Source organism: Haemophilus parainfluenzae, assembly GCF_003252755.1.
Classification (GTDB): Bacteria; Pseudomonadota; Gammaproteobacteria; order Enterobacterales; family Pasteurellaceae; genus Haemophilus_D; species Haemophilus_D parainfluenzae_N.
This window is the reverse complement of record NZ_QEPT01000002.1, coordinates 142,305-165,160: the sequence shown is the minus strand read 5'-3', so window position 1 is coordinate 165,160 and position 22,856 is coordinate 142,305. Positions and strand designations below refer to the sequence as shown.

Genomic DNA, 22,856 nt, shown 5'->3' with positions numbered 1-22,856 from the left:
AATTAATGTTGTTCGTTAATGTGACCTTCAATTGGTTTTACATTTTCATCAAACACTGGTAACGGTTTGTGTTCGCTTGCAATGTAAGAATAAATTACTGGCAACACGAACAAGGTAAACAATGTACCGATTGCCAAACCTGCCACGATAACGATACCAATACTGAAACGAGATACCGCACCTGCACCTGTTGCATAAAGCAACGGTACAAGACCTGCAATCATCGCAGCGGTAGTCATCAAAATTGGACGTAAACGTACTTTAGCCGCTTCAGTGATCGCTTCAATACGCGTTTTACCGTGGTTTAACTGCTCTTCTTTCGCTACTTCACACATCAAAATACCGTGTTTCGTAATAAGACCAACCAGGGTAATCAAACCCACTTGTGAGTAGATATTGAGTGTCGTTCCAGCAATCCCTACAAATCCAAAGGCATTTAAGGCTAATAACGCACCACTCACGGCTAACGGTACGGAAATCATAATCACGATTGGATCGCGAATTGATTCAAACTGAATCGCCAAGACTAAGAAAATAATCACTACCGCAAGTAAGAACGTTACAGCAAGTGCATTACCTTCTTGTACTAACTGACGCGCTTCACTTTTAAAGTCATAGTTATAACCCTGTGGTAACGTATTTTTCGCATTGTCCTGTAACCATTGGATCGCATCACCAATTGAAGTACCTGGCATCGGTACAGCACTAATCACCGCAGAGTTTAACTGGCTGAAACGAGGCAATGTACTTGGTTGCGGTTCCAATGTAGCCGTTACCAAGCTGCTTAATGGAACAGAGGTACCATTTGCTGCGGTGATGTAATACTTATTAAAACTTTCCGGAGATAAACGATTGTCACGTTTTACTTGGGAAATAATTTTGTAAGCTCGACCATCAATATCCACACGTTCAATAGTTGCGGCAGATAAGAAACTCCCTAATGTACGGCTGATTTGTTGCATTGTAATACCGTAAGTCCCCGCTTTTTCACGGTCGATCTTAATACGCATTTGAGCGGTATCAAATTTAAGATCGAGATTGGTATAAACGAACTTGCTGGATTTTTGCATATCCTCTAAGAATTTACCCGCCACATTTGCTAAATCACCGTAGTCTTGTGATGTGCTGATCACAAAACCAATTGGAGGACCTTGCTCCCCTGTATCAATTTCTGGGAACGCAAAGCCTTGTACAGACACTTCAGGAATAGATTTCGCTTTTTCATTCAACTCATTCATGATAGCTGTTTGGCTTTTTGAACGTTCTTTCCAGTCTTTTAACGTAATGACGTTTAAAGATTGGTTAGAAGTTGGTGCGCCTGAAATTGTCATAGCAAACTGCACTTCTGGCGTATTTTTTAAAATCTCTTGATAAGGTGCCATCGCATTTTGCACATAATCCACGTTTACGTTAGACGGTGCTGAACCAATCGCTAAAAATGCCCCTTTATCTTCTGCTGGTGTTAATTCACTCGAAAGCGATTTAAACAACACGGGTAAGGTTGCAAAGATAATCGCCGCAAACATCAACATACATTTACGGTTTACCATCACCAAATCAAGTACATACGCATAAGCTGCATTCACTTTACTAAGGGTATGCTCTACTCGTTGTTCCAATTTACTTGGAGCCTCATTGGATTTTAGCAATTTACTGGTCATCATTGGTGAAAGCGTTAATGCTACGATACCGGAAATAAATACTGCTCCAGCAAGGGTTAAAGCAAACTCTTTAAACAACGTACCCGTAATACCGCCCATTAACGCCATTGGAGAATATACCGCAATCAAGGCTATAGTCATGGAAATAACCGGAACGGCAATTTCACGCGTACCAATAATCGCCGCACGGAATGGTGTTTCACCTAACTTAATGTGGCGGTCTACGTTTTCCAATACCACAATCGCATCATCCACCACCAAACCAATGGCTAGAACCAATGCCAGCAAAGTCATCAAGTTAATAGAGAAATCAAATGATTGAAGCAACATGATTACCCCAATTAATGAAATCGGAATGGTGATAACCGGGATTAACATCGCACGGAATGAACCAATAAACATGGTAATCACCACCAACACGATCAGCGTTGCCTCAACAATCGTTTTGATTACTTCATTAATGGAGTTATTAATCGCAATTGTACGGTCATATAAGATGTCAGATTCAATAGCATCCGGCAGATTATTTTTAATACTGTCATATAGCGGACGCACTTTCGCAACTACCGTTAATGGGTTTGCTGACGAAGTTGGATTAATCGCTAATACAACGGAATCTGCGCCATTCGCTACCGCACGTGAGCTATCACTTGATTTATTTAATTCAATATCAGCGATATCGCGTAAACGTACTAACTTATCACCGTTAGACGTCACAATTAAGTTACCTAATTCTTCAACCGATTTTGTCGTGGTTTCTACTTTGTTTTTATAGGTTACAAAATAGCCATTATCATTACCTGCTGCTGTTTGAATGTTATTCGCTGATAATGCGGACATCACTTGTGTGGCAGAAAGGTTTTGAGCCGCCATTTTTTCTGGATCTAACCAAATACGAAGTGCGTACTCAGATGCACCAAAGATCTGCACACTCGCCACCCCTTCTACAGTAAAGAACTGAGGTTTGACTACGCGTTGAATATAGTCAGTCACTTGGCTTGCATCAAGCTTGTCAGAACGGAAACTAATATACATAATCCCCGAACCACCGGTTGATGAAGAAATCGTTGGATCTTCAATACCACTTGGTAATTCAGAACGAACTGAGTTAACTTTAGCTAAAACATCTGCCAAGGCCGCATTCGGATCCGTATTTAATTTCATTTTTACGGTGACAGTTGACGTACTTGGGCTAGAGCTTGAAGACATATAGTCCACATTATCTGCTTGCGCTACCGCCTCTTCAATTTTGGAAGTAACAAACGCTTGAATTAAGTTCGCATCCGCCCCTGGATATGCAGTGGTCACCGTAATCACCGTCGTGGTCATTTTCGGATATTCGCGCACAGCCAATTTCGAGATCGCTTGTAATCCTAAAATAATGATTAACAAGCTAATCGAAACCGCCAAAACAGGACGACGAATAAATATATCGGTAAATTTCATTCGCTTTTCCTAATTAAAGATTCGTTTTATTCGCAGGTTGTTCAGTACCTACGCCCGCTTTATCTGCAACAGAGACTAATGCACCGTTACTTAAGTTTTGCTGACCGCCGGTCACAATTTTATCGCCGACTTTAACTTCATCGCCTTTTAATTGTGCATAAATACCTTGACGATCTTTCGTAAATACAGTGATTGATTTTGCACGGTACATATTTGCTGCTTTTTCTGCGCCGCCTAATTTCTCAATATCTTCATCGGAAAGTGCGGTCAAAATATAAAGCGATTCGCCATACATGTTGTAGCTCACCGCTACTTGCGGCACGACGATTTGGTTATGTTCAGTTGGTAACGCGACATTTAATCGAGTAAACATACCGGATAATAATTTTGCACCATCTTCCGGCTCAAATGTTGCTTGAACATCCACTAAACCGGTTGAAGAATTAATTGCCGGTTCAATTGCTGTAACTTTTGCGGCAAAAGTTTCACCTTTACGCGCATCTGCGGTAGCCGTTACTTTTTGACCGATATGCAATTTATCTAATAGATTTTGCGCAATGGCAAAATCTACTTTCATGGAAGAACGATCTTCAACACGCACAATCTCAGCACCGTTTGAAACGTATTGACCGACATTTACTTTTACAATACCCGCTTTACCATCAAATGGTGCCACGATTTGGCGACGTTCAATGGTTGCTTTTAATGATTCAATATTTGCCGCTTGTGCTTCATAAGCTGCTTTTGCATTATCTAATTCTTGACGAGAAACTGCCCCACTGCCCGCAAGATTTGCATAACGTTGATAAGTTTGACGTAATGACACCACCTGAGCTTGTGCGGCTTGTAAGCTTGCACGCTCAACTGAGCTATCTAACTCAACTAACAAATCCCCTTTTTTCACGCTCTGACCATTTTGTACGAGCACTTTAGACACCGTTCCTGCACTTTGAGCGCTTAACATCGCCCCTTGATTTGGACGAACAAGACCTGTCGTTTCAATGATTGGCGTCCATTCTGAAGCCTTAACTGTCATTGCAGTCACAGGAGAGGCTGTTTCTGGTTTATTTGCCAAGAAATCAGCAATGCCTTTTGCCTTCATTTGATTAAGAAAAATCATTGCTGCAAAAATTAACACAAATACGCCTAACGCTAATTTCAAAAAGAAAACGTGTGAACGCTTTGGTCTATTAGTTTGAGTTATACTCATTTGGAAAACTCCATTAAGACAATAAAATGACTACTTCTGAATTGCACGCCAAGAGCGTTCAATGACAGATTCTAACATCGCATCGGTTACTGCCGTACCGAGAAACTTGATATCTGAGGCTAAAACTATTGCCGTTTTAAGACTCAGCAAAAATAACATGTGAGGATCTAAATCAGCTAACACATTTGCGGCTTGTCCCTTGAGACAAAACTGATCCCAACACGAATGCTCCATTTCTTTGCAGGTTTCAATAAACTCTGGTAAAGATCGATATTGGTTCATGTTTAACAGAATCGTTGGATTTTCTTGAAGAAAATGCCAAATATTCCACCACATTTTTCTGTATTGCTCGAAAAAAGATTGGCTTTCATCAAAACCTTCTTCAATCGCCACAGCAAACTTATTGAACACTCGACGAGCAAATTGTGCTAATAACTCGTCTTTACTCTTAAAATAAAGATAAATCGTACCCGCTGCGATGCCAGCTTCCTTGGCTAACTTATGCATAGAAAGATAATGTAATCCTTCTTTTGCCATAAGACGATCTGTTGCATCAAAGATCTGCTCGCTGACATCAAGCTTCGTTTTAGAGGCTTTTACTTGTCGCATAATAAAAAATTAAATTCTTAGGGTTATATATGAGAAAGGTCATTTAAGATGAACATCAAAAATGAATGAATGTTCATTTTATTGATTTTTCGTTTTTTGGCAAGTGAAAATATAAAAAAAGTGCGGTTATTTTTAACCGCACTTTTAAACTCTGAATTACATTCCAATCACAACGCAACTCGCTACTGATTTTGCTTTATCTTGTGCTGCTGTTGCTGCATCTCGACTACCAAATGGTCCTACACGTACGCGGTTCCATTCTTCACTTGTCGCAATTTGTGCATTTACGCCTGCCATCGCAAGACGACCTTGTAAGCTTTCTGCCTGTGCACGATTTTTAAATGCACCACATTGTAAACCAAATTTTTTACCGCCAGCCTGTACTTGCTGTTCAGCGGGTTTAGGTTCTACTTTTTTCGGTTGCTCCGTTTTAGCGGGTTCTGTTTTTACCGGTTCAGCTTTTACCACTTCCGCTTTTTTCGGCGGTTCAGGCTTTTTAACTGGCTCAGGATTTTTCGCTTCTGGTTTTGCTGTTTGTTGAGCTGGCTGAGCTTGAGCTGTCTGTGTTGGTTGAGCTTGTTGTGCTTGAGCTACGGCTTTTTCTGCATTCGCTGCTTCTTGCTCTTTACGTTGAGCTTCTAATTTTTTCGCTTCTTCTGCTGCTTTTTGCTCTTTTTCCATCTGAATCAGCACTTGACGTTGTTCTTCCGTCAAACGCATATTTTTTTCAACAGAAGAGGGATTATTGTCCACTGGCACTGTGCGGGTTTCTAATTCTTTAATGTAGTGCCACACTTCTTCAGGACGATTTGGCAACACACTTTTCGGTTGTGTTTTTTCTGGTTGGACCGTCGTCGCAACTACAGGTTCAGGTGTTTTGTTTTTTAAGAAGTAAAGCCCTAAACCAAATCCCAATACCACGACCAATGCAAGACCAATTAAGGTATTACGATTAAAACTTTTCTTTGCTTTCTTTTTATTCTTTGAGCCGCTTCGACCGGCAAAATCTCGATGAGCCACGATAAAATCCTAAAATATTCGATAAATTAAACTTAAACTTTGAGTATACAAAACTCTTAATTCTACTGAAAAGTCGTGCATTTTTCTAGGGAATTTTTGCTAACTCAAATCCAATGGATCTACGTCTAAAATCAACCGCACTTGAGAAGACTTTATCAGCTCTGGTGAATATCGACTCAATGCTGTCTGTAATTGTTTCCGAGAGGCATGTTGTAATAATAACTGCCAACGATACTGCCCTGCTTTTTTGCTGAACGGAGCAGGAATTGGACCCAACACTTGCAAACCTTCAATTTTTTGTTCATAGAAGAAAGAGGCCAATTGCGACAATGCATTTTCCGCCTCTTCAGAATGACGACATTGTGCTTTAAACAACGCTTGGAAACTAAATGGAGGCAAGCCCATATTATGACGTAGCTTCAAGGTTTCTTCTGCAAAGGCTTGATAACCTTTTTCAAGTAATGTGGTTAATAACGGGTGATCCGGATAATGCGTCTGCAAAACCACTTCCCCCTGTTTTTCTGCTCTGCCTGAGCGCCCCGCCACTTGAACATAAAGCTGTGCTAAACGCTCTTCGGCTCTGAAATCAAGGGAAAACAAGGCATTATCAACATTCACTAAAGCAACCAAAGTGACATTCGGGAAATGGTGTCCTTTGGCTAACATTTGGGTGCCAATTAAAATCTGACTTTTACCTTGCTGAATATCCTCTAAATAACCTTCAAGCTTGCCTTTTCGTGCTGTGCTATCACGATCGATACGAGCAATATTATATTGTGGGAAACGTGCTTTTAGGGTTTCCTCCAGTTGTTCAGTGCCTAACCCCGTTGTGACTAAATGCGTTGAACCACAATGACCACATTGCATCGGCACTGTTTTTTGTGCGCCACAATGATGGCAGCGTAAAACACGCTGATGTTGGTGATAAGTATAAGGTTTTTCGCAATGATGACATTCATCAATCCAGCCACATTCATGACATAACAACACAGGCGCAAATCCACGTCGATTAAGGAATAACAATACTTGGTTGCCTTTTTCTAAGTGTTCTTGCATACGTTTCAATAGCGGCTCGGATAAGCCGTTTTGAATTCGTTGATGTTTTAAATCAATCACAAACTGGCGAAGTGCGGTCGCATTTCCAGCCCTTTTTGATAGCACCAAATGATGGTATTTGCCATTTTGTACGTTATTCACACTTTCCAAACTTGGAGTCGCAGAACCTAACAAAATAGGAATATTGAGTTTTTGCGCTAAAACAATACCTAAATCTCTCGCATGATAACGCCAACCATCTTGCTGTTTAAACGAGCCGTCATGTTCCTCATCTAAAATGATTAAGCCAAGATCTGAAAACTGGGTAAAAAGTGCCGATCTCGTCCCTATCACGATTGCACTTTGCCCTGTTCTTGCACGTTCCCAAACATTTAAGCGCTGTGTATCATTCAAGTTGGAATGCAATACATCAATTTCCACATTAAAGCGAGCTTGGAAACGTCTCACGGTCTGAGGGGTAAGTCCAATTTCAGGAACAAGCACTAAAACCTGTTTGCCTTTCTTTAAAACTTCCTCAATATACTGCAGATAGATCTCAGTTTTGCCCGAACCGGTCACCCCTTCTAACAACCACACATTAAAGCCTTCTTGGAAAAGCAACTGGCTAAATGCGAGGGCTTGTTGCTTATTTAAGATGAATCGATTATCAAGATTAACTAAAGGATTATCCCCTAGAGCTTGTTGCCAACTTTTTTGTTCAGTAGTCACAATAATCTCTTCCACATAATCTTTGCCCTTTAAGGCTGACCAAATTGCGGAACTGATTTCATTGTTACCTTTTTCTAAATCTTGCGTTAGCAATAAATTTAAGGCTTCAATTTGTTTTTTGGCGCGTTTTAATTCACCCGATTCTAACGCTTGTTTTCCAAGGTCCGTAATACGCCAAAAAGTGCGGTCATTTTTAACCGCACTTTCTCCATTGCGGAGTTTGACTGGCAACGCTTGAAACAACACATCGCCTAATGCTGCACGATAATAATTAGCCGACCAAGCTAACCAATCCCAAGTTGTGGAATTAAAAAGTGATTCAGCATCAAGTACATCAATAATCGGTTTTAACTTTTCTTTTGCGACATCCGAAGAAGCGGGCAAATCCACCACGATCCCGACTCGTTTTTGCGAACCAAAAGGCACCAACACGCGTCCACCAACGATTAGCATCAAGTCTGGCGAATAGAGATAATCAAAAAATCGGGGAAGCGGTACGGCTAATGCAACTCGGACAATATTCATAACAAAAAACAATTAAAAATTTTCGCTATTATACGGGAATTAGGTGGAAAAATCCCGCAACCTTGCCTTTTAGTGTATAATCGCCGCCAATTTTAATTGAGCGAATAAAAACCATGACAGAAGAGCAAAAAACCTTTGCTGATCAAAAACGTAAAACCGTTGAAACGGCTGAATTTACAGAAGATGGTCGTTATAAACGTAAAGTTCGTAGCTTTGTGTTGCGGACAGGTCGCTTAAGTGATTTTCAAAAAAATATGATGAACGATCACTGGGCTGATCTTGGATTAGATTATCAAAACGCCCCTTTTGATTTTGCCGTGATTTATGGCAATACCAATCCCGTTATATTAGAAATTGGATTCGGGATGGGTAAATCTTTAGTAGATATGGCGGAAGCGAATCCTGATAAAAATTATCTCGGTATTGAAGTGCACACGCCTGGTGTGGGAGCCTGTATTGCTTATGCAGTAGAAAAAGGCGTGAGAAACCTTCGCGTGATTTGCCATGATGCTACTGAAATTTTACGTGATTGTGTGAAAGATGGAGAATTGGGCGGTTTACAGCTTTTCTTCCCTGACCCTTGGCATAAAGCAAAACATCATAAACGTCGTATTGTTCAACCGCACTTTGTGGAACAAGTCGTGCAAAAATTACAACCCAATGGCTTTATTCATATGGCAACAGATTGGGAAAACTATGCGGAACAAATGCTCGAAGTGCTTTCAGCGAATGAAAACTTAATCAATACTGCCGAACAAGATTATATTCCACGTCCTGATTTCCGCCCTCTCACAAAATTTGAGGCACGCGGCCATCGCTTAGGTCACGGCGTATGGGATTTATACTTTAAGAAAAAATGATTATCAATGATGACTATACCCATTACCTTAACATAGGAGAACATTGAAATGACAACTCGTAATCAACGTCAACGTAAAAAACTTCACTTAGCAGAGTTCCAAGAATTGGGCTTTTTAGTGAATTGGCAATTTGCTGAAGACACCAGCATCGAAACTATCGATGAAACCGTTGATCGTTTTATTGCTGAAGTGATTCAACCAAACGGCTTAGCTTATGAAGGTAGCGGCTATTTACATTGGGAAGGCTTAGTTTGCTTAGAGAAAATCGGTAAATGTGATGAAAGCCATCGTCAATTAGTGAAAAAATGGTTAGAAGAAAATAAATTACAACAAATCGAAATCAGCGAATTATTCGATATTTGGTGGGATTACCCAACCAAAAACGCATAATGTTTTAAATATTTTTAAGGGCGGGCTTTCCGCCCTTTTTAATAATCATTTTCACTTATTTCTTAACAATTTATTTACATTAATAACATATTTTAAAAATATCCTTGATCTAACTCAATAAAAGTGTATATTTTTTAAAAATTACTCCTTTTAGGTAGTTACTATTTTATCATTAGAACTAGATAATGCACCCCCTGAAAATACCGAATTTTAAAGAAAAATATGGCGATTGAGAACCCTTCTCGCAGACAGTTATTACGTGGGCAGTTTTTGCAATCGTTACATTCTGAAAGCGCTAAAATTCAAGGTATTAATGCTATACGTCCACCTTGGTCGGTAAACGAAGCAGACTTTACAGATAAATGTACTCGATGCGGTGATTGCATACTGGTATGCGAAACCCAAATTATCGTAAAAGGCGATGGCGGCTTTCCTGAAATACAATTTGACAAAGGCGAATGCACTTTCTGCCAAAAATGTGTTTTAGTCTGCGAACAACCGATTTTTCTTTCATTAGAAGAAGAGCCTTGGGCACATAAAGTTGAGATTACAACGCAGTGCCTAACCGAAAATCGAGTGGAATGTCGAAGTTGCCAAGATAGCTGTCCGATGAATGCCATCCGTTTTCGATTACAACTTGGTGGCGTAGCAAAACCCGTATTGGATTTAGAAAGCTGTAATGGTTGTGGCGCTTGCCTAAGTGTTTGCCCGACAAAAGCAATAAAAATTCTTAATTTTGAAACAAATACAGATGAGTCAATTTAGCGAAAATGAAAACTGGTATGTATGCAGTATTGTTGTGCAAGCCAGACCTGAAAAACTCAGCCAAGTCAAAGAAGCTATTTTAGCTATTTCAGGTGCTGAAATTCATGGTGAAAAATCTGAAGAAGGCAAATTGGTGGTTACCCTTGAAAGTAACCGTCAATTAGCTTTAGCGGATCTTATGGATGAAATTAAAGATATCCCAGGAGTAATTGTCGTGTCTTTAATTTCTAATTACTTAGATGAAAAATAAATAATTTAGGTATACATGCCATTTTGTATATTCTAAAAAATTCAACAACGAGTGGGGAAAACTATGGAACTTAATCGTAGAGATTTTATGAAAGCCAACGCTGCACTTGCAGCTGCAGCGGCTGCTGGTATGACCATCCCTGTTAAACAGGTTGATGCGGCAGAAGATATGGGCATCAAATGGGATAAAGCGCCATGTCGTTTCTGTGGTACAGGATGTAGCGTATTGGTAGGAACCAAAGATGGTCGAGTTGTCGCAACTCAAGGTGACCCAGATGCAGAGGTAAACCGTGGTTTAAACTGTATCAAAGGTTACTTCCTTTCTAAAATCATGTACGGTGCAGACCGTGTACAAACTCCGTTATTACGTATGAAAGATGGTAAATTCCATAAAGAAGGTGACTTTACACCAGTTTCTTGGGATCAAGCTTTCACTATCATGGCGGAAAAAATTAAAGACATCTTGAAGAAAAAAGAACCAAATTCAGTTGGTATGTTCTCTTCAGGTCAAACAACCATCTACGAAGGTTACGCAAAAGTAAAACTTTGGAAAGCTGGTTTCCGTTCTAACACTATCGACCCGAATGCTCGTCACTGTATGGCATCTGCAGCGGTTGCGTTTATGCGTACATTTGGTATGGATGAACCTATGGGCTGCTATAACGACATCGAAAAAACTGATGCGTTTGTGCTTTGGGGTTCGAACATGGCAGAAATGCACCCTATTTTATGGTCTCGTATTTCTGACCGTCGTCTTTCTTCTGATAATGTGAAAGTGGTGGTTATGTCAACATTCGAACACCGTTCGTTTGAATTAGCTGATGTGCCTATCGTGTTTAATCCACATTCAGACCTTGCAATCCTTAACTACATCGCAAACTACATTATCCAAAACGATAAAGTAAACTGGGACTTCGTTAATAAACATACTAAATTCAAACGTGGTGAAACTGATATCGGTTATGGTCTACGTCCAGAACACCCACTTGAAGTTGCAGCGAAAAACCGTAAAACTGCAGGTAAAATGTATGACTCTGACTTCGAAGAATTCAAGAAAATCGTTGCACCTTATACATTAGACGAAGCTCATCGTATTTCTGGTGTACCAAAAGATCAGCTTGAAACCCTCGCGAAAATGTACGCCGATCCAGAACAGAACTTAGTGTCTTACTGGACAATGGGCTTTAACCAACACACTCGTGGTGTATGGGTTAACCACATGATCTATAACGTCCACTTATTAACCGGTAAAATTTCTAAACCAGGTTGTGGTCCGTTCTCATTAACTGGTCAACCTTCAGCTTGTGGTACTGCACGCGAAGTCGGTACTTTCGTTCACCGTTTACCTGCGGATATGGTGGTAACCAATCCTAAACACGTTGAAATCGCTGAGAAAAAATGGAAATTACCAAAAGGTACCATTCCAACTGTACCTGGATACGCAGCTGTACAACAAAGCCGTGCATTAAAAGATGGTAAATTAAACTTCTTATGGCAACTTTGTACCAACAATATGCAAGGTGGTCCAAACATTAACGACGAAATTTTCCCTGGTTGGCGTAACCCTGAAAACTTCATCGTTGTTTCAGACCCTTACCCATCCGTTTCTGCAGTTGCAGCAGACCTAATTCTCCCTACTTGTATGTGGGTAGAAAAAGAAGGGGGCTATGGTAACGCAGAACGTCGTACCCAATTATGGCGTCAACAAGTGAAAGGTCCTGGTGAGTCTCGTTCTGACTTATGGCAAATTGTGGAATTCTCTAAATACTTCAAAACAGATGAAGTATGGGGCGAAGAATTATTAGCTCAAATGCCAGAATATCGTGGTAAGACTTTATATGAAGTACTTTACGAGAATGGTGAAGTAAACAAATATAAAGTACCAACGGATGTTCCAGGATACATCAATGATGAAGCAGATCACTTTGGTTACTACCTACAAAAAGGCTTATTCGAAGAATACGCAAGCTTTGGTCGTGGTCATGGCCATGACTTAGCACCATTTGATACTTACCACCAAGTACGTGGTTTACGTTGGCCGGTTGTTGACGGTAAAGAAACCTTATGGCGTTACCGTGAAGGCTTTGACCCGTACGTTAAAGCAGGCGAAGATGTTGCGTTCTACGGTTATCCGGATAAAAAAGCAATTATCTTAGGTGTGCCTTATGAAGACCCTGCAGAATCACCAGATGAAGAATATCCATTATGGTTATGTACTGGTCGTGTACTTGAACACTGGCATACCGGTACCATGACTCGTCGTGTACCTGAATTACACCGTGCGTTCCCGAATAACTTAGTTTGGATGCACCCAGCGGATGCGAAAAAATATGGCTTACGTCATGGGGATAAAGTGAAATTAATTACACGTCGTGGTGAAATGGTTTCTTACTTAGATACCCGTGGTCGTAACAAATGTCCTCAGGGCTTAATTTACACCACCTTCTTTGATGCGGGTCAGCTTGCTAACAAATTAACATTGGATGCAACCGATCCAATTTCAGGTGAAACCGACTTCAAAAAATGTGCGGTAAAAGTGGAAAAAGCGTAGGATTTTCCTTTTGTTTCTAGTCGCTCCTCTCTTTAAAGAGAAGGGAATTTAAAATAAGAGCGGTCAAATTTTGCAATATTTTCACAAAATCGGGCCGCTTATAAAAGGAAACGCAGATGAGACTTGATCCTAACCGTCGTCAGTTTTTAAAAAATGTGACAAGAACGGCTGCCGGAGTGTGTGGGGTTGGTATTATTCTTGGCTTACAGCAACAACAAGCTAAAGCTAAAGAAGGAATCGCCTTACGCCCACCTGGTGCTTTACCGGAAAAGGATTTCTTGGCAGCTTGTACCCGTTGCGGACAATGCGTCCAAGCGTGTCCATATGATATGTTGCATTTAGCTTCGCTGATTTCACCAATGGAAGCTGGCACACCTTATTTTATCGCTCGGGATAAACCTTGCGAAATGTGTCCGGATATTCCATGTATGAATGCTTGTCCAAGTGGCGCATTAAGTGAGGAACTTAAAGACATCAATGATGCGAGAATGGGGTTAGCAGTATTGCTAGACCATGAAACTTGTCTTAACTGGCAGGGGTTGCGTTGTGATGTGTGTTACCGCGTTTGTCCATTAGTAGATAAAGCGATTACACTTGAACGTATCCACAATGATCGTACAGGGATTCATGCAAAGCTTATTCCAACTGTTCACTCTGATGCTTGCACCGGATGCGGTAAATGCGAACAAGCTTGTGTATTAGAAGAAGCGGCAATTAAAGTCTTACCAATGGATATCGCCAAAGGACTACTCGGTCGCCACTATCGCTTAGGCTGGAAAGAAAAACAAAACGCCGGAAAATCCTTAATTGAGGAGCAACATCCAGATGGCTTACGTCCAGCAATGGATGCTCGTATGCCGGAAGGCTCACATGAGCCGGTTTATCAGCCAATGCAAGTTCAACCGAACCAAAAAGTTGCAACACCAAACCGTGCAACAATGGATTATGTACCAAATCCAACAACAGTTCCGGAAGCAGAGCAATTCCCAAATCTGGACTTAAACATTAAGGGGGTTAAATAATGGCTGAAAAATATACCCCGAATAAGCCTAAAGATGCAGGCTTAGAAGCTCGCCAAAAACTCGGTTGGTGGCATGCTTATCGCTTTTTAATTCTACGTCGAATCAGTCAATTAAGTATTATTTTAATGTTCTTAAGTGGCCCGATTTGGCAAGTTTGGATTTTAAAAGGCAATTACAGCTCAAGCATGCTTTTGGATACTGTGCCATTGACAGATCCATTGATTACCGCTGAAAGTTTAGCGACAGGTTACCTACCAGAAATCACAACGATTATTGGTGCCTTAGTGATTGTCATATTCTACGCCATTGTTGCGAGCAAAGCCTTTTGTAGTTGGGTTTGCCCAATGAATATTGTGACTGATGCTGCAGCTTGGTTACGTAGAAAATTAGGTATTCGACAATCATTAAAAATTTCACGTCAACTTCGCTATGTGATTTTAGCCGTCATTTTAGTTGGTAGTGCAATAACGGGTACGCTCTTATGGGAGTGGATAAATCCTGTCGCGGCACTTGGACGTATCTTTGTCTTTGGAACAGGCGCAACCCTTTGGTTGGTTACAGTCATCTTTTTATTTGACTTACTTGTTGCTGAGCATGGCTGGTGTGGTCACCTTTGTCCAATTGGTGCGATATATGGTGTCATTGGTGCTAAAAGCCTGATAAAAATTAATGTAGTCGATCGCGATCGCTGTGACCGCTGTATGGACTGTTATAATGTTTGCCCAGAGCCGCAAGTATTAAGACTTCCTTTACATGGTGGACCTGAAGATAGCCAAATTATATTGGCAAAAGATTGTATTACTTGTGGACGCTGTATTGACGTTTGCGCAGAAAATGTATTTACATTTGGCTCTCGTTTTGAGAAACAAATAAAAATTAAAAATATTTAATTATTTAATGGAGTGGATTTCATGAAAAAATCATTTATTTTCATGCTGGCTTTATGTAGTGGATTGGCATTTGCTGATGCACCGCAAGTTGCAAACAGCATTGATAAAACAGCAGAAAGTGTTGCACCAGCATTTACGAATCCTTATAAAGATGTTGGTAATATTCCTGTAACCTTCCCTCACCAACCACCACTTGTTCCACACAGCATTCGTGGTTTACAAGTGACTAAAAATGCTAACCAATGTTTAGGCTGTCACTCTCCGGATGTTGCACCGACAACGGGTGCACCTCGCGTACCTGAAAGCCATTTCTTAACACGTGATGGACAAAAAACAGAAGGCACTTCGCCACGTCGTTATTTCTGTTTACAATGCCACGTTCAACAAACTGACGTGAATCCAATTATTCAAAATAAATTTGAAACTATTCGTCAAATGCAAGGTAAATAAGGAGCTAAACCATGATTAAATCAAGCATTCAGAAAGTTTGCCGTTGGTTACGCTCTCCGAGCAAAATGGCAATTGGTGGGGTTATTTTATTAACTATCATTGGTACTATCGTTGGCACTAACCTGTTTAATGCTGGAATGGCGACAACTAATACAGAGCAATTCTGTTCAGACTGTCATACTAATGACGTTGTACCTGAGTACCAAGCGTCAATCCACTTTAGTAACCGTTCAGGTGTGAAAGCAATTTGTTCAGACTGTCACGTTCCACATGAATTCATTCCAAAAATGGTTCGTAAAATGCAGGCATCGACTGAAGTTTATGCTCACTTTACAGGTAAAGTCGATACTAAAGAAAAATTCGAAAAACATCGTTTAGAAATGGCTGAACGCGAATGGGCGCGTATGAAAGCGAATAACTCACAAGAGTGCCGTAACTGCCATAACTTCAATGACATGGACTTTACTCAACAAAAAACTGTGGCACAACAAATGCATGCTCTTGCACAGGAACAAAACAAAACCTGTATCGATTGTCACAAAGGTATTGCGCATAACCTTCCACACATGGAAAAAGTACAACAAAGCTTTATTCCTGCGGATATGTTAAAAGCAAATGAAAAACCTGCTGATAACAAAGATGCTAAATAATCTTATAGCAAAATAATAAATCGGCACTCATTTTGAGTGCCGATTTTATTTTTATTTTTTAAGGAAGTCTTTATCAGATAATACCCTTAACGGTTGCATATCGCTATTTCCCATGATGACCAAACTCGGGTCTGAGCGTAAACAGCTACCACCATAATGACCGCCCACAGTAAAAGTACAGACCTGAACATATTGGTCTTCCACTTTTGGTAAACACCAAAGTTGTTGGTAGATACTCTCCTGCTTACCAAAACGCCCATCTTTGCTATCAAGCACCGACTTACACTCACCAATCAATTTCACATTATCACCACGGCGACCTGCAATTGGCTTTTGTGCGTAACCATTTTTAATCAGCTCAGGCGTCAATTCAAATCCTGCTTCTAGTAGATAACGATGGTTTGGGAATAGTGACCACAACACTGGTAAGATCGCTTTATTACTCGGAATAGCCGTCCACAGTGGCTCATAAACTAGAACTTCTGGACGAAGTAACACATCAATCAACCGCACTTTGTCTTCTGGATATCCCGTACGAATTGGTGGAGCCACTTCCATACCTGTTGCATCTTCACGAAGTTGCTCCAACATGGTTTCCCAGGCCCACGTTTTCCATACGGTTTTGACCTGGTTATCTTCATCATCAATCAAACGACCACGGCTATCCCAATGCAATCCCTCGGTCCCATGAATAATTTTGGCTTGAAATCCTGCTTGAACCAGTGCGTTACGCATAAACAATGAGTGGTAATCTTCTTCATCATCATGATCCTGCATAATATGAACAAGCGGCGTTGCTTCACTGTGTTTCCAACAATCCGCTAATGCATTACGTAAACCATCAGCAGGATTTTCACCTATATTCAATCCGCCTTGGATTGCCCATCGATTCATAAACTCACCGGCTTCCGCATGGCAAGAGGCTGAATCTGCGTTGTATTCATACACTTTTAATCCACGACTATCCATGCAGAAATCTAAACGCCCCGTAATGGTTTGATAACGGCGATTTTGCCAAGATAAACGTAAGCGAGGCCATAATAATTTTGGAATATTAAAATATTCTAATAACTTATCGTCTTTTAAAACTTTATCTGTGGCATGCAAATACATTAAATGTAATTCATTGGTTGCACGAATCAACTCATGCTGTGCTGTTTCAGACATCGTAAAGTAACGATATTGATCAGAATGACTGACTTTATGCCCTCCCATGGCTTTCACATAGGCAGCTTCAAATTCATTGTTCTCATTCAGCCATTTATGTTCAAACTGACCGTTGTTTTCAATATGTTCTGCATGAATTTCAAGTTTCTCTTTTTCAGGTGTTGGCTGTGGCAGACTGTATTCGGTGTCTTCCGTTTGGATCATCCAACCTAAAATTTCGGTATCATCAAAGGTATCATGCAAAAAATAGCCTGTTTCAGAAACTGTCATTGGTAATTCACGCGTCCATTGCTGCCCGCTAGGTAAGCGGGAGTGAATCACGTTTTGCTCAGCAATGCGGATTTTATCCTCTAAGACTTCGGTAATAATCGCCACATGCCCCGTATGTTTAAATTCGCCCCCCTCTTGCCAAATTAAAAGGGCGCCAGCTTCAGGCTTACGTTTGCAACCATTTGCAAAGGCTTGTAAGGGTAATAAGGCATCATTCACCACTTGACGTAAAAATCGTAGAGAAAAGATCTCGTAAGCCATTCCTACATCAGTAAACACCATGCCATGATTGAGATATAAATAACGGCGCGCAAATTCTACACACTGCCATTTGTAGCCCATGTACTCTCTTCCTAAATAACTGCGAAAGGCAGCATCATCCGGATACTCTTTCTCATCTGCGGTATGATAATCTGATGAATAAATCGCAATCCCACCCGGTGCATAACCTAATAAACTTCCGAAAGGATCATGTGTACTAATATTGGCTGAACGTTCAGGCATAAAAACTCCCTGGTAAATAACTACTCGGAATAGTATAGATCTTTTGTCTAGCTTCCCCCAAAAACTTTATGAAAGAAAGATGAAAAATTGACTGAGTCATCATTTTAAAAAAGAAAAAGGCTGACATCTGCCAGCCTTGAAAATAAGTGTAAAAATAACCGCACTTGAGGTTATTTCACATACCAATGTGCTAATAAAATCCCTGTATTTACCGCAATATTTAATCCTGCTTTTAATGGATTACTTAAAGAAAGACGCACATTTACATCTTCTTTCTCACGAATATCATCCGTACTACCTTCACTCAATACCAACGCGACTTTCTCGGCAAATTTAAGTTGTTCCAACGCAACGCCTTGTTTATTGGTTGAGACATGAATAATCTGATAACCCGCCTTACGTAAAGCCTCTAACGCAATTTCAGTACTTTCTGTTTCTAAAATACGAATATGCTCCATTCCGCCTTCAGCTACACGCATCGCAGCCGGTGCATAAAGCTGTTCAACTTGATTTGTTACCACATTTTTAATGCCATAGAAGGCGCAAGTACGCACAACGCCACCTAAGTTCTGCGCATTGTTGACTTGATCAAGCACCACTAAGCAGTCTTCTTGACGCGGGACATCTAAATAACCTTGTAAAGAGAAAGTACGTTGCTTCTTCACTAGCATACAAATGCCACCATGATGCTCAGTGCCACTTACTAAGCTTAGCTCATCGCTGTCCACCACGTGATACACTTTTTTATTCGCGGCTAAATAACTGAAAATCTCGCCAATTCTATGCGCCATTTGCACCGTTGCCCATACGCGAACAATGCTCTCTGGACGTTCAGCAAACAATTCTAAGCACGCATTTTCACCATACACTTTCATTTCTTCAGCACGGTTCTTTTTAATTTTCTCCGGTGCTCGTGGTGATAATGCGCCCGTTTTCTTTTCTTTCGGTTTATAACTCACGCCAGTACTTTTCACTGTTACTTTTACCGAGCCCCTTTCACCATTCGCTTTATTTAATGAAAGTTCAGCAATTTTCGGTTCTCTCACTTCTTGCTGTTGGAAGCCACGAGAAGGTTTGCGATCATCCCGTTTTTTATCGAAGTGCGGTCGATTTCCCCCACGTTTTTCATTATTACGACGATCATCAAAGCGACGTTCTTTGTCATTAAATGTACGTTTTGGGCTACGCTCTTGAAAAGATTTGGCGGAATTTGTTTGGAATGATGGTTTGCGTGAATTGCTCATAATTTGCTTCTCGAAGGAAAAATTGGATAATAATTCGCCAAAAAATGCGAAAATTTGTGAGCATTATAACGAAAAAAAACCTTTTTTCTATCAATCCACAAGGGAAATATTGTAAACTAGAGCATTAATTTTTAGTGTAGAGATCGATTATGTTAATCAATAAAGCTAAACGAGCAGAACAAAATTTAAAAAATTTGCCTTTTCTTCCTTTACAGGCAGAACAGGTTGAGTTTCTGTTTAGTCCGCTTGAATTCAAAGCACAAATTATAGAATTAATTCGCCAAGCTAAAAAACGCATTTACGTGACCGCACTTTATTGGCAAAAAGATGAAGCGGGACAAGAAATTCTCAATGAAATTTATCGCGTAAAACAAGATCATCCAGAATTGGATGTGAAAATTTTAGTGGATTGGCATCGCGGACAACGCAATTTACTCGGTGCAGAAAAATCTGCTACTAACGCTGATTGGTATTGTGAACAACGCCAAACCTATCAACTTCCCGATGAACCGAATATGTTCTTCGGTGTGCCAATTAATACCCGTGAAGTCTTCGGCGTGTTGCATATTAAAGGCTTTGTCTTTGACGATACCGTGCTTTATAGCGGCGCAAGTATCAATAATGTGTATTTACAACAACAAGATAAATACCGTTACGACCGCTATCAAAAAATCCATAATGCTGCATTGGCAGACTCTATGGTTAATTTCATCAATGATTATTTATTGGATTTCAGCGCGGTTCATCCATTAGATGTAGCTAATCGTCCTCGCACCAAAGAAATTCGCAGTGCAATAAAAGCTTATCGTAAAAACTTATCTGCCCATGCTGAATATCAGTTAGAAAGTGCGGTTGGTTTTTCCGATGTTTTAAGCATTTCACCACTTTTTGGTTTAGGTGCATCCGGCAATGAATTAAATCAAGTTATCGAAGATTTATTCTTACAAGTGCAGGAAAAATTGGTGATTTGCACCCCTTATTTCAACTTCCCGCGCACGTTAAGAAGTAAACTTGCCCGCTTATTAGAGCAAGGAAAGCGTGTCGAAATTATCGTGGGTGATAAAGTCGCGAACGATTTCTATATTCCACCAGATCAGCCGTTTAAAATGGCAGGTGCATTGCCTTATTTATATGAAAGCAATCTTCGTCGTTTCTGCGAGAAATTTGATGCTTACATTAAAAATGGCCATTTAACTGTGCGTTTATGGAAAGATGGCGATAACACTTATCACCTCAAAGGTGTTTGGGTGGACAACCAGTATATTCTTTTAACGGGAAACAACTTAAACCCACGCGCATGGCGTTTAGATGCGGAAAATGGATTATTAATCCACGATCCAAAACAAGAACTTCTGCCTCAAGTGGAACAAGAATTGTCGCACATCCGCCAACATACCAAAGTATTGCAAGATTATTCTGAATTAGAAGAATTGACGCAATATCCTGAACCGGTGCAAAAACTGCTGAAAAAATTTGCTCGGATTCAAGCAGACAAATTAGTCAAAATGATTTTATAAACGCAAAAAGAGGCCGACAAATGTCGGCTTCTTGCTTGTATCTTACGCAAAAACATCAACTAACATTGCACAAGTGAAATAAGTTGTTATAATCGCCCGACTTTTAAATCTTATTGGAGAAATCAATGAACCCAATTTCTTATTGGCAACGCCTAAAAGTTGCATTTCAATATGTGATGCCTCAAATCTATATGACACAAGCAGCAGGTTGGTTAGCTAAACAAAAATGGGGCGCAGTGACACATTTTGTGATTAAAGCGTTTGCAAAAAAATACAACATTGATATGAGCATTGCTGAAAAAGAAAAATTCAGTGATTACGCTAGTTTTAATGAATTCTTTATCCGTCCATTAAAAGAAAATGCACGTCCAATTAACCAAAATCCTACCGCACTTTGCTGCCCTGCGGATGGCCGTGTAAGTGAATGTGGACACATTGAAGATGACCGCCTATTACAAGCAAAAGGTCACTTCTTCAGCTTAAACGATTTATTAGCGGAAGATAAAGATTTAACCGAGACCTTTAAAAATGGGGAGTTCGTCACCACTTATTTATCACCACGTGATTATCACCGTGTGCATATGCCATGTGATGGTACACTTCGCAAAATGATTTACGTACCGGGTGATTTATTCTCCGTCAATCCATTTTTAGCGAAACATGTGCCGAACCTCTTCGCACGTAATGAACGTGTGATTTGTGTCTTTGATACTGAATTTGGCACCATGGTACAAATCTTAGTAGGTGCAACAATTACTGCAAGTATCGGCACTGTTTGGGCTGGTGTCATTAACCCACCACGTCATAACGAAGTGAAAGTCTGGACTTATGAAGGTGAAAGTGCGGTTAAATTAAGCAAGGGTCAAGAAATGGGTTGGTTCCAACTTGGTTCTACCGTAATTAATTTATTCCAAGCCGGTCAAGTGCAAATTGCCGATCATTTAAGTGTTGATGAACCTGTTCGCATGGGTGAAATCTTGGCATTGAAAAAATAGTTTTACAACAAAGGAAAAAACAATGACAGCTCAAATTTTTGAACAAGTAAAATTAGAAAGTATTTCTGAAAAAGGCAGCTACGGTATCGGTTTACAAATCGGTCAACAATTAGCAGATAGCCAAATGGATATTTCTGTTGAAGCGGTAGCAAAAGGCATTTTTGATGCATTAAATCGTAATCAACCTGCATTAGAAATTAATGATTTAATGCATTCTGTTCAAGCGCTTCAACAACAAGCGGCTGAAGCACAACAAGCGCAATTTAAAGCGATTGAAGAAGAAGGTAAAAAATTCTTAGAAGAAAACGCGAAAAAAGCGGGCGTAAACGTGACTGACAGCGGTTTACAATACGAAATTTTAACTGAAGGTAATGGAAACAAACCATCTGCGACTGATAAAGTACGTGTTCACTACACAGGTACATTACCAGATGGTACCGTATTCGACAGTTCGGTTGCTCGTGGTACACCAGCTGAATTCCCAGTAAATGGCGTAATTCGTGGTTGGGTCGAAGCATTACAAATGATGCCTGTTGGTTCTAAATGGAAACTCACTATTCCACACGAACTGGCTTACGGTGAACGTGGTGCTGGCGCATCTATCCCACCATTCTCAACCTTAGTGTTTGAAGTCGAATTACTCGATATCCTTTAAAACGAAAAAGTGCGGTTAAAATTAACCGCACTTTTTTTATTCTTCCCCGTCTTCGCTATAACGATCATCATCGTCATAATCATAGGTTAAGATCGCATCCCCATCATAACTCTCTATATCAACCTGAACACCATTTGAACCTGCATCAAAACCATTAAACCATGCGGTTCGTAGTTCTTCAGGTATTCGTCGGCCACAAAAGTTAATTCGTTTATTCAATTGAGATTGGCTTTGTGCTTGGAAATCTTTCCCGACACGATAACCATCTAAATACCAGTCATCTTTATCATGACAAGCCGTCGTATTTAAACGCTTTACGTGTTTACTCACTGAAATGGGGCTACGATGTTTTACATAATAGCCCTGCGTGCAAGCACTTAATAGCCCAACAGCTAAAATGGTCGCTATTAATCTCATGTTGTCTCCTTTTACTACTTAATGT

Annotated in this window: 20 protein-coding genes; 12 read left to right on the top strand and 8 right to left on the bottom strand. The window is 40.3% G+C overall.

Annotation, left to right across the window (positions count from 1 at the left end):
• Positions 1 to 2 precede the first annotated feature (2 nt).
• From acrB to priA, 5 genes are all read right to left on the bottom strand, one after another.
• Positions 3 to 3,107, bottom strand: a complete 3,105-nt coding sequence (gene acrB, locus DPV95_RS03070) for a multidrug efflux RND transporter permease subunit AcrB (RefSeq protein ID WP_111406632.1) — start codon at positions 3,105 to 3,107, stop codon at positions 3 to 5.
• Between the two features lie 13 nt (positions 3,108 to 3,120).
• Positions 3,121 to 4,317, bottom strand: a complete 1,197-nt coding sequence (gene acrA / locus DPV95_RS03065) for a multidrug efflux RND transporter periplasmic adaptor subunit AcrA (protein WP_111406631.1) — start codon at positions 4,315 to 4,317, stop codon at positions 3,121 to 3,123.
• Between the two features lie 30 nt (positions 4,318 to 4,347).
• Positions 4,348 to 4,926, bottom strand: a complete 579-nt coding sequence (locus DPV95_RS03060) for a TetR/AcrR family transcriptional regulator (RefSeq protein ID WP_111406630.1) — start codon at positions 4,924 to 4,926, stop codon at positions 4,348 to 4,350.
• A gap of 156 nt (positions 4,927 to 5,082) precedes the next feature.
• Positions 5,083 to 5,946: a cell division protein FtsN gene (ftsN, locus tag DPV95_RS03055; RefSeq protein WP_111406629.1), complete on the bottom strand. Its 864-nt coding sequence runs from the start codon at positions 5,944 to 5,946 to the stop codon at positions 5,083 to 5,085.
• A 99-nt stretch (positions 5,947 to 6,045) separates the two neighbouring features.
• Positions 6,046 to 8,235: a primosomal protein N' gene (priA, locus tag DPV95_RS03050; RefSeq protein ID WP_111406628.1), complete on the bottom strand. Its 2,190-nt coding sequence runs from the start codon at positions 8,233 to 8,235 to the stop codon at positions 6,046 to 6,048.
• 113 nt (positions 8,236 to 8,348) lie between these two features.
• On the opposite strand from priA, the gene trmB reads away from it, so the two are divergent.
• The 9 genes from trmB to DPV95_RS03005 all read left to right on the top strand — a co-directional run bounded on the left by trmB (position 8,349) and on the right by DPV95_RS03005 (position 16,062).
• Entirely contained in the window at positions 8,349 to 9,095 is a 747-nt protein-coding gene (gene trmB / locus DPV95_RS03045) for a tRNA (guanosine(46)-N7)-methyltransferase TrmB (RefSeq protein WP_111304367.1), read from the top strand.
• A 48-nt stretch (positions 9,096 to 9,143) separates the two neighbouring features.
• Positions 9,144 to 9,485 (top strand): YggL family protein, encoded by a 342-nt coding sequence (locus tag DPV95_RS03040; RefSeq protein WP_111304366.1) that lies wholly within the window; start codon positions 9,144 to 9,146, stop codon positions 9,483 to 9,485.
• A gap of 222 nt (positions 9,486 to 9,707) precedes the next feature.
• Positions 9,708 to 10,250 carry a ferredoxin-type protein NapF gene (gene napF / locus DPV95_RS03035; protein ID WP_111304365.1) on the top strand — a complete coding sequence of 181 codons (543 nt, stop codon included), beginning with the start codon at positions 9,708 to 9,710 and terminating at the stop codon, positions 10,248 to 10,250.
• Positions 10,237 to 10,500: a chaperone NapD gene (locus DPV95_RS03030; protein WP_005699783.1), complete on the top strand. Its 264-nt coding sequence runs from the start codon at positions 10,237 to 10,239 to the stop codon at positions 10,498 to 10,500. Before napF ends, DPV95_RS03030 begins: the two co-directional genes overlap by 14 nt.
• A 63-nt stretch (positions 10,501 to 10,563) precedes the next feature.
• Positions 10,564 to 13,050, top strand: coding sequence for a nitrate reductase catalytic subunit NapA (gene napA, locus DPV95_RS03025; protein WP_111406627.1), 2,487 nt, complete (start codon positions 10,564 to 10,566; stop codon positions 13,048 to 13,050).
• A 116-nt stretch (positions 13,051 to 13,166) separates the two neighbouring features.
• A complete protein-coding gene (napG, locus tag DPV95_RS03020) occupies positions 13,167 to 14,072 on the top strand; it encodes a ferredoxin-type protein NapG (RefSeq protein ID WP_049365641.1) in 906 nt (301 codons plus the stop codon).
• On the top strand, positions 14,072 to 14,962 hold the full coding sequence (gene napH / locus DPV95_RS03015; RefSeq protein WP_070583007.1) for a quinol dehydrogenase ferredoxin subunit NapH: 891 nt from the start codon (positions 14,072 to 14,074) through the stop codon (positions 14,960 to 14,962). Before napG ends, napH begins: the two co-directional genes overlap by 1 nt.
• 21 nt (positions 14,963 to 14,983) lie before the next feature.
• Positions 14,984 to 15,412 (top strand): nitrate reductase cytochrome c-type subunit, encoded by a 429-nt coding sequence (locus tag DPV95_RS03010; RefSeq protein WP_049363255.1) that lies wholly within the window; start codon positions 14,984 to 14,986, stop codon positions 15,410 to 15,412.
• 11 nt (positions 15,413 to 15,423) lie between these two features.
• Positions 15,424 to 16,062, top strand: a complete 639-nt coding sequence (locus tag DPV95_RS03005) for a NapC/NirT family cytochrome c (protein ID WP_005696808.1) — start codon at positions 15,424 to 15,426, stop codon at positions 16,060 to 16,062.
• 51 nt (positions 16,063 to 16,113) lie between these two features.
• Here DPV95_RS03005 and gss read toward each other — a convergent pair whose 3' ends face one another.
• Both gss and DPV95_RS02995 read right to left on the bottom strand, forming a co-directional pair.
• A complete protein-coding gene (gss, locus tag DPV95_RS03000) occupies positions 16,114 to 18,003 on the bottom strand; it encodes a bifunctional glutathionylspermidine amidase/synthase (protein WP_111406626.1) in 1,890 nt (629 codons plus the stop codon).
• Between the two features lie 170 nt (positions 18,004 to 18,173).
• The gene (locus tag DPV95_RS02995) at positions 18,174 to 19,247 is read right to left on the bottom strand and encodes a tRNA/rRNA methyltransferase (protein WP_049373148.1); all 1,074 of its coding nucleotides are present in this window, start codon (positions 19,245 to 19,247) and stop codon (positions 18,174 to 18,176) included.
• A gap of 149 nt (positions 19,248 to 19,396) precedes the next feature.
• On the opposite strand from DPV95_RS02995, the gene pssA reads away from it, so the two are divergent.
• The 3 genes from pssA (at position 19,397) to DPV95_RS02980 (ending at position 22,414) form a co-directional block, all read left to right on the top strand.
• Entirely contained in the window at positions 19,397 to 20,764 is a 1,368-nt protein-coding gene (gene pssA, locus DPV95_RS02990) for a CDP-diacylglycerol--serine O-phosphatidyltransferase (RefSeq protein ID WP_049373147.1), read from the top strand.
• 125 nt (positions 20,765 to 20,889) lie between these two features.
• On the top strand, positions 20,890 to 21,759 hold the full coding sequence (gene asd / locus DPV95_RS02985) for an archaetidylserine decarboxylase (protein WP_049373146.1): 870 nt from the start codon (positions 20,890 to 20,892) through the stop codon (positions 21,757 to 21,759).
• A gap of 22 nt (positions 21,760 to 21,781) precedes the next feature.
• Entirely contained in the window at positions 21,782 to 22,414 is a 633-nt protein-coding gene (locus tag DPV95_RS02980; RefSeq protein ID WP_005696813.1) for an FKBP-type peptidyl-prolyl cis-trans isomerase, read from the top strand.
• 36 nt (positions 22,415 to 22,450) lie between these two features.
• Here the strand turns inward: DPV95_RS02980 and DPV95_RS02975 are convergent, their stop codons facing one another.
• The gene (locus DPV95_RS02975; protein ID WP_111406625.1) at positions 22,451 to 22,831 is read right to left on the bottom strand and encodes a hypothetical protein; all 381 of its coding nucleotides are present in this window, start codon (positions 22,829 to 22,831) and stop codon (positions 22,451 to 22,453) included.
• Between the last annotated feature and the right edge of the window lie 25 nt (positions 22,832 to 22,856).

Excerpts from the sequence above, each read along its gene's own strand:
- acrB (WP_111406632.1), bottom strand. The coding sequence starts at position 3,107 with ATGAAATTTACCGATATATTTATTCGTCGTCCTGTTTTGGCGGTTTCG.
- acrA (WP_111406631.1), bottom strand. The coding sequence starts at position 4,317 with ATGAGTATAACTCAAACTAATAGACCAAAGCGTTCACACGTTTTCTTT.
- DPV95_RS03060 (WP_111406630.1), bottom strand. The coding sequence starts at position 4,926 with ATGCGACAAGTAAAAGCCTCTAAAACGAAGCTTGATGTCAGCGAGCAG.
- priA (WP_111406628.1), bottom strand. The coding sequence starts at position 8,235 with ATGAATATTGTCCGAGTTGCATTAGCCGTACCGCTTCCCCGATTTTTT.
- trmB (WP_111304367.1), top strand. The coding sequence starts at position 8,349 with ATGACAGAAGAGCAAAAAACCTTTGCTGATCAAAAACGTAAAACCGTT.
- DPV95_RS03040 (WP_111304366.1), top strand. The coding sequence starts at position 9,144 with ATGACAACTCGTAATCAACGTCAACGTAAAAAACTTCACTTAGCAGAG.
- napF (WP_111304365.1), top strand. The coding sequence starts at position 9,708 with ATGGCGATTGAGAACCCTTCTCGCAGACAGTTATTACGTGGGCAGTTT.
- DPV95_RS03030 (WP_005699783.1), top strand. The coding sequence starts at position 10,237 with ATGAGTCAATTTAGCGAAAATGAAAACTGGTATGTATGCAGTATTGTT.
- napA (WP_111406627.1), top strand. The coding sequence starts at position 10,564 with ATGGAACTTAATCGTAGAGATTTTATGAAAGCCAACGCTGCACTTGCA.
- napG (WP_049365641.1), top strand. The coding sequence starts at position 13,167 with ATGAGACTTGATCCTAACCGTCGTCAGTTTTTAAAAAATGTGACAAGA.
- napH (WP_070583007.1), top strand. The coding sequence starts at position 14,072 with ATGGCTGAAAAATATACCCCGAATAAGCCTAAAGATGCAGGCTTAGAA.
- DPV95_RS03010 (WP_049363255.1), top strand. The coding sequence starts at position 14,984 with ATGAAAAAATCATTTATTTTCATGCTGGCTTTATGTAGTGGATTGGCA.
- DPV95_RS03005 (WP_005696808.1), top strand. The coding sequence starts at position 15,424 with ATGATTAAATCAAGCATTCAGAAAGTTTGCCGTTGGTTACGCTCTCCG.
- gss (WP_111406626.1), bottom strand. The coding sequence starts at position 18,003 with ATGCCTGAACGTTCAGCCAATATTAGTACACATGATCCTTTCGGAAGT.
- DPV95_RS02995 (WP_049373148.1), bottom strand. The coding sequence starts at position 19,247 with ATGAGCAATTCACGCAAACCATCATTCCAAACAAATTCCGCCAAATCT.
- pssA (WP_049373147.1), top strand. The coding sequence starts at position 19,397 with ATGTTAATCAATAAAGCTAAACGAGCAGAACAAAATTTAAAAAATTTG.
- asd (WP_049373146.1), top strand. The coding sequence starts at position 20,890 with ATGAACCCAATTTCTTATTGGCAACGCCTAAAAGTTGCATTTCAATAT.
- DPV95_RS02980 (WP_005696813.1), top strand. The coding sequence starts at position 21,782 with ATGACAGCTCAAATTTTTGAACAAGTAAAATTAGAAAGTATTTCTGAA.
- DPV95_RS02975 (WP_111406625.1), bottom strand. The coding sequence starts at position 22,831 with ATGAGATTAATAGCGACCATTTTAGCTGTTGGGCTATTAAGTGCTTGC.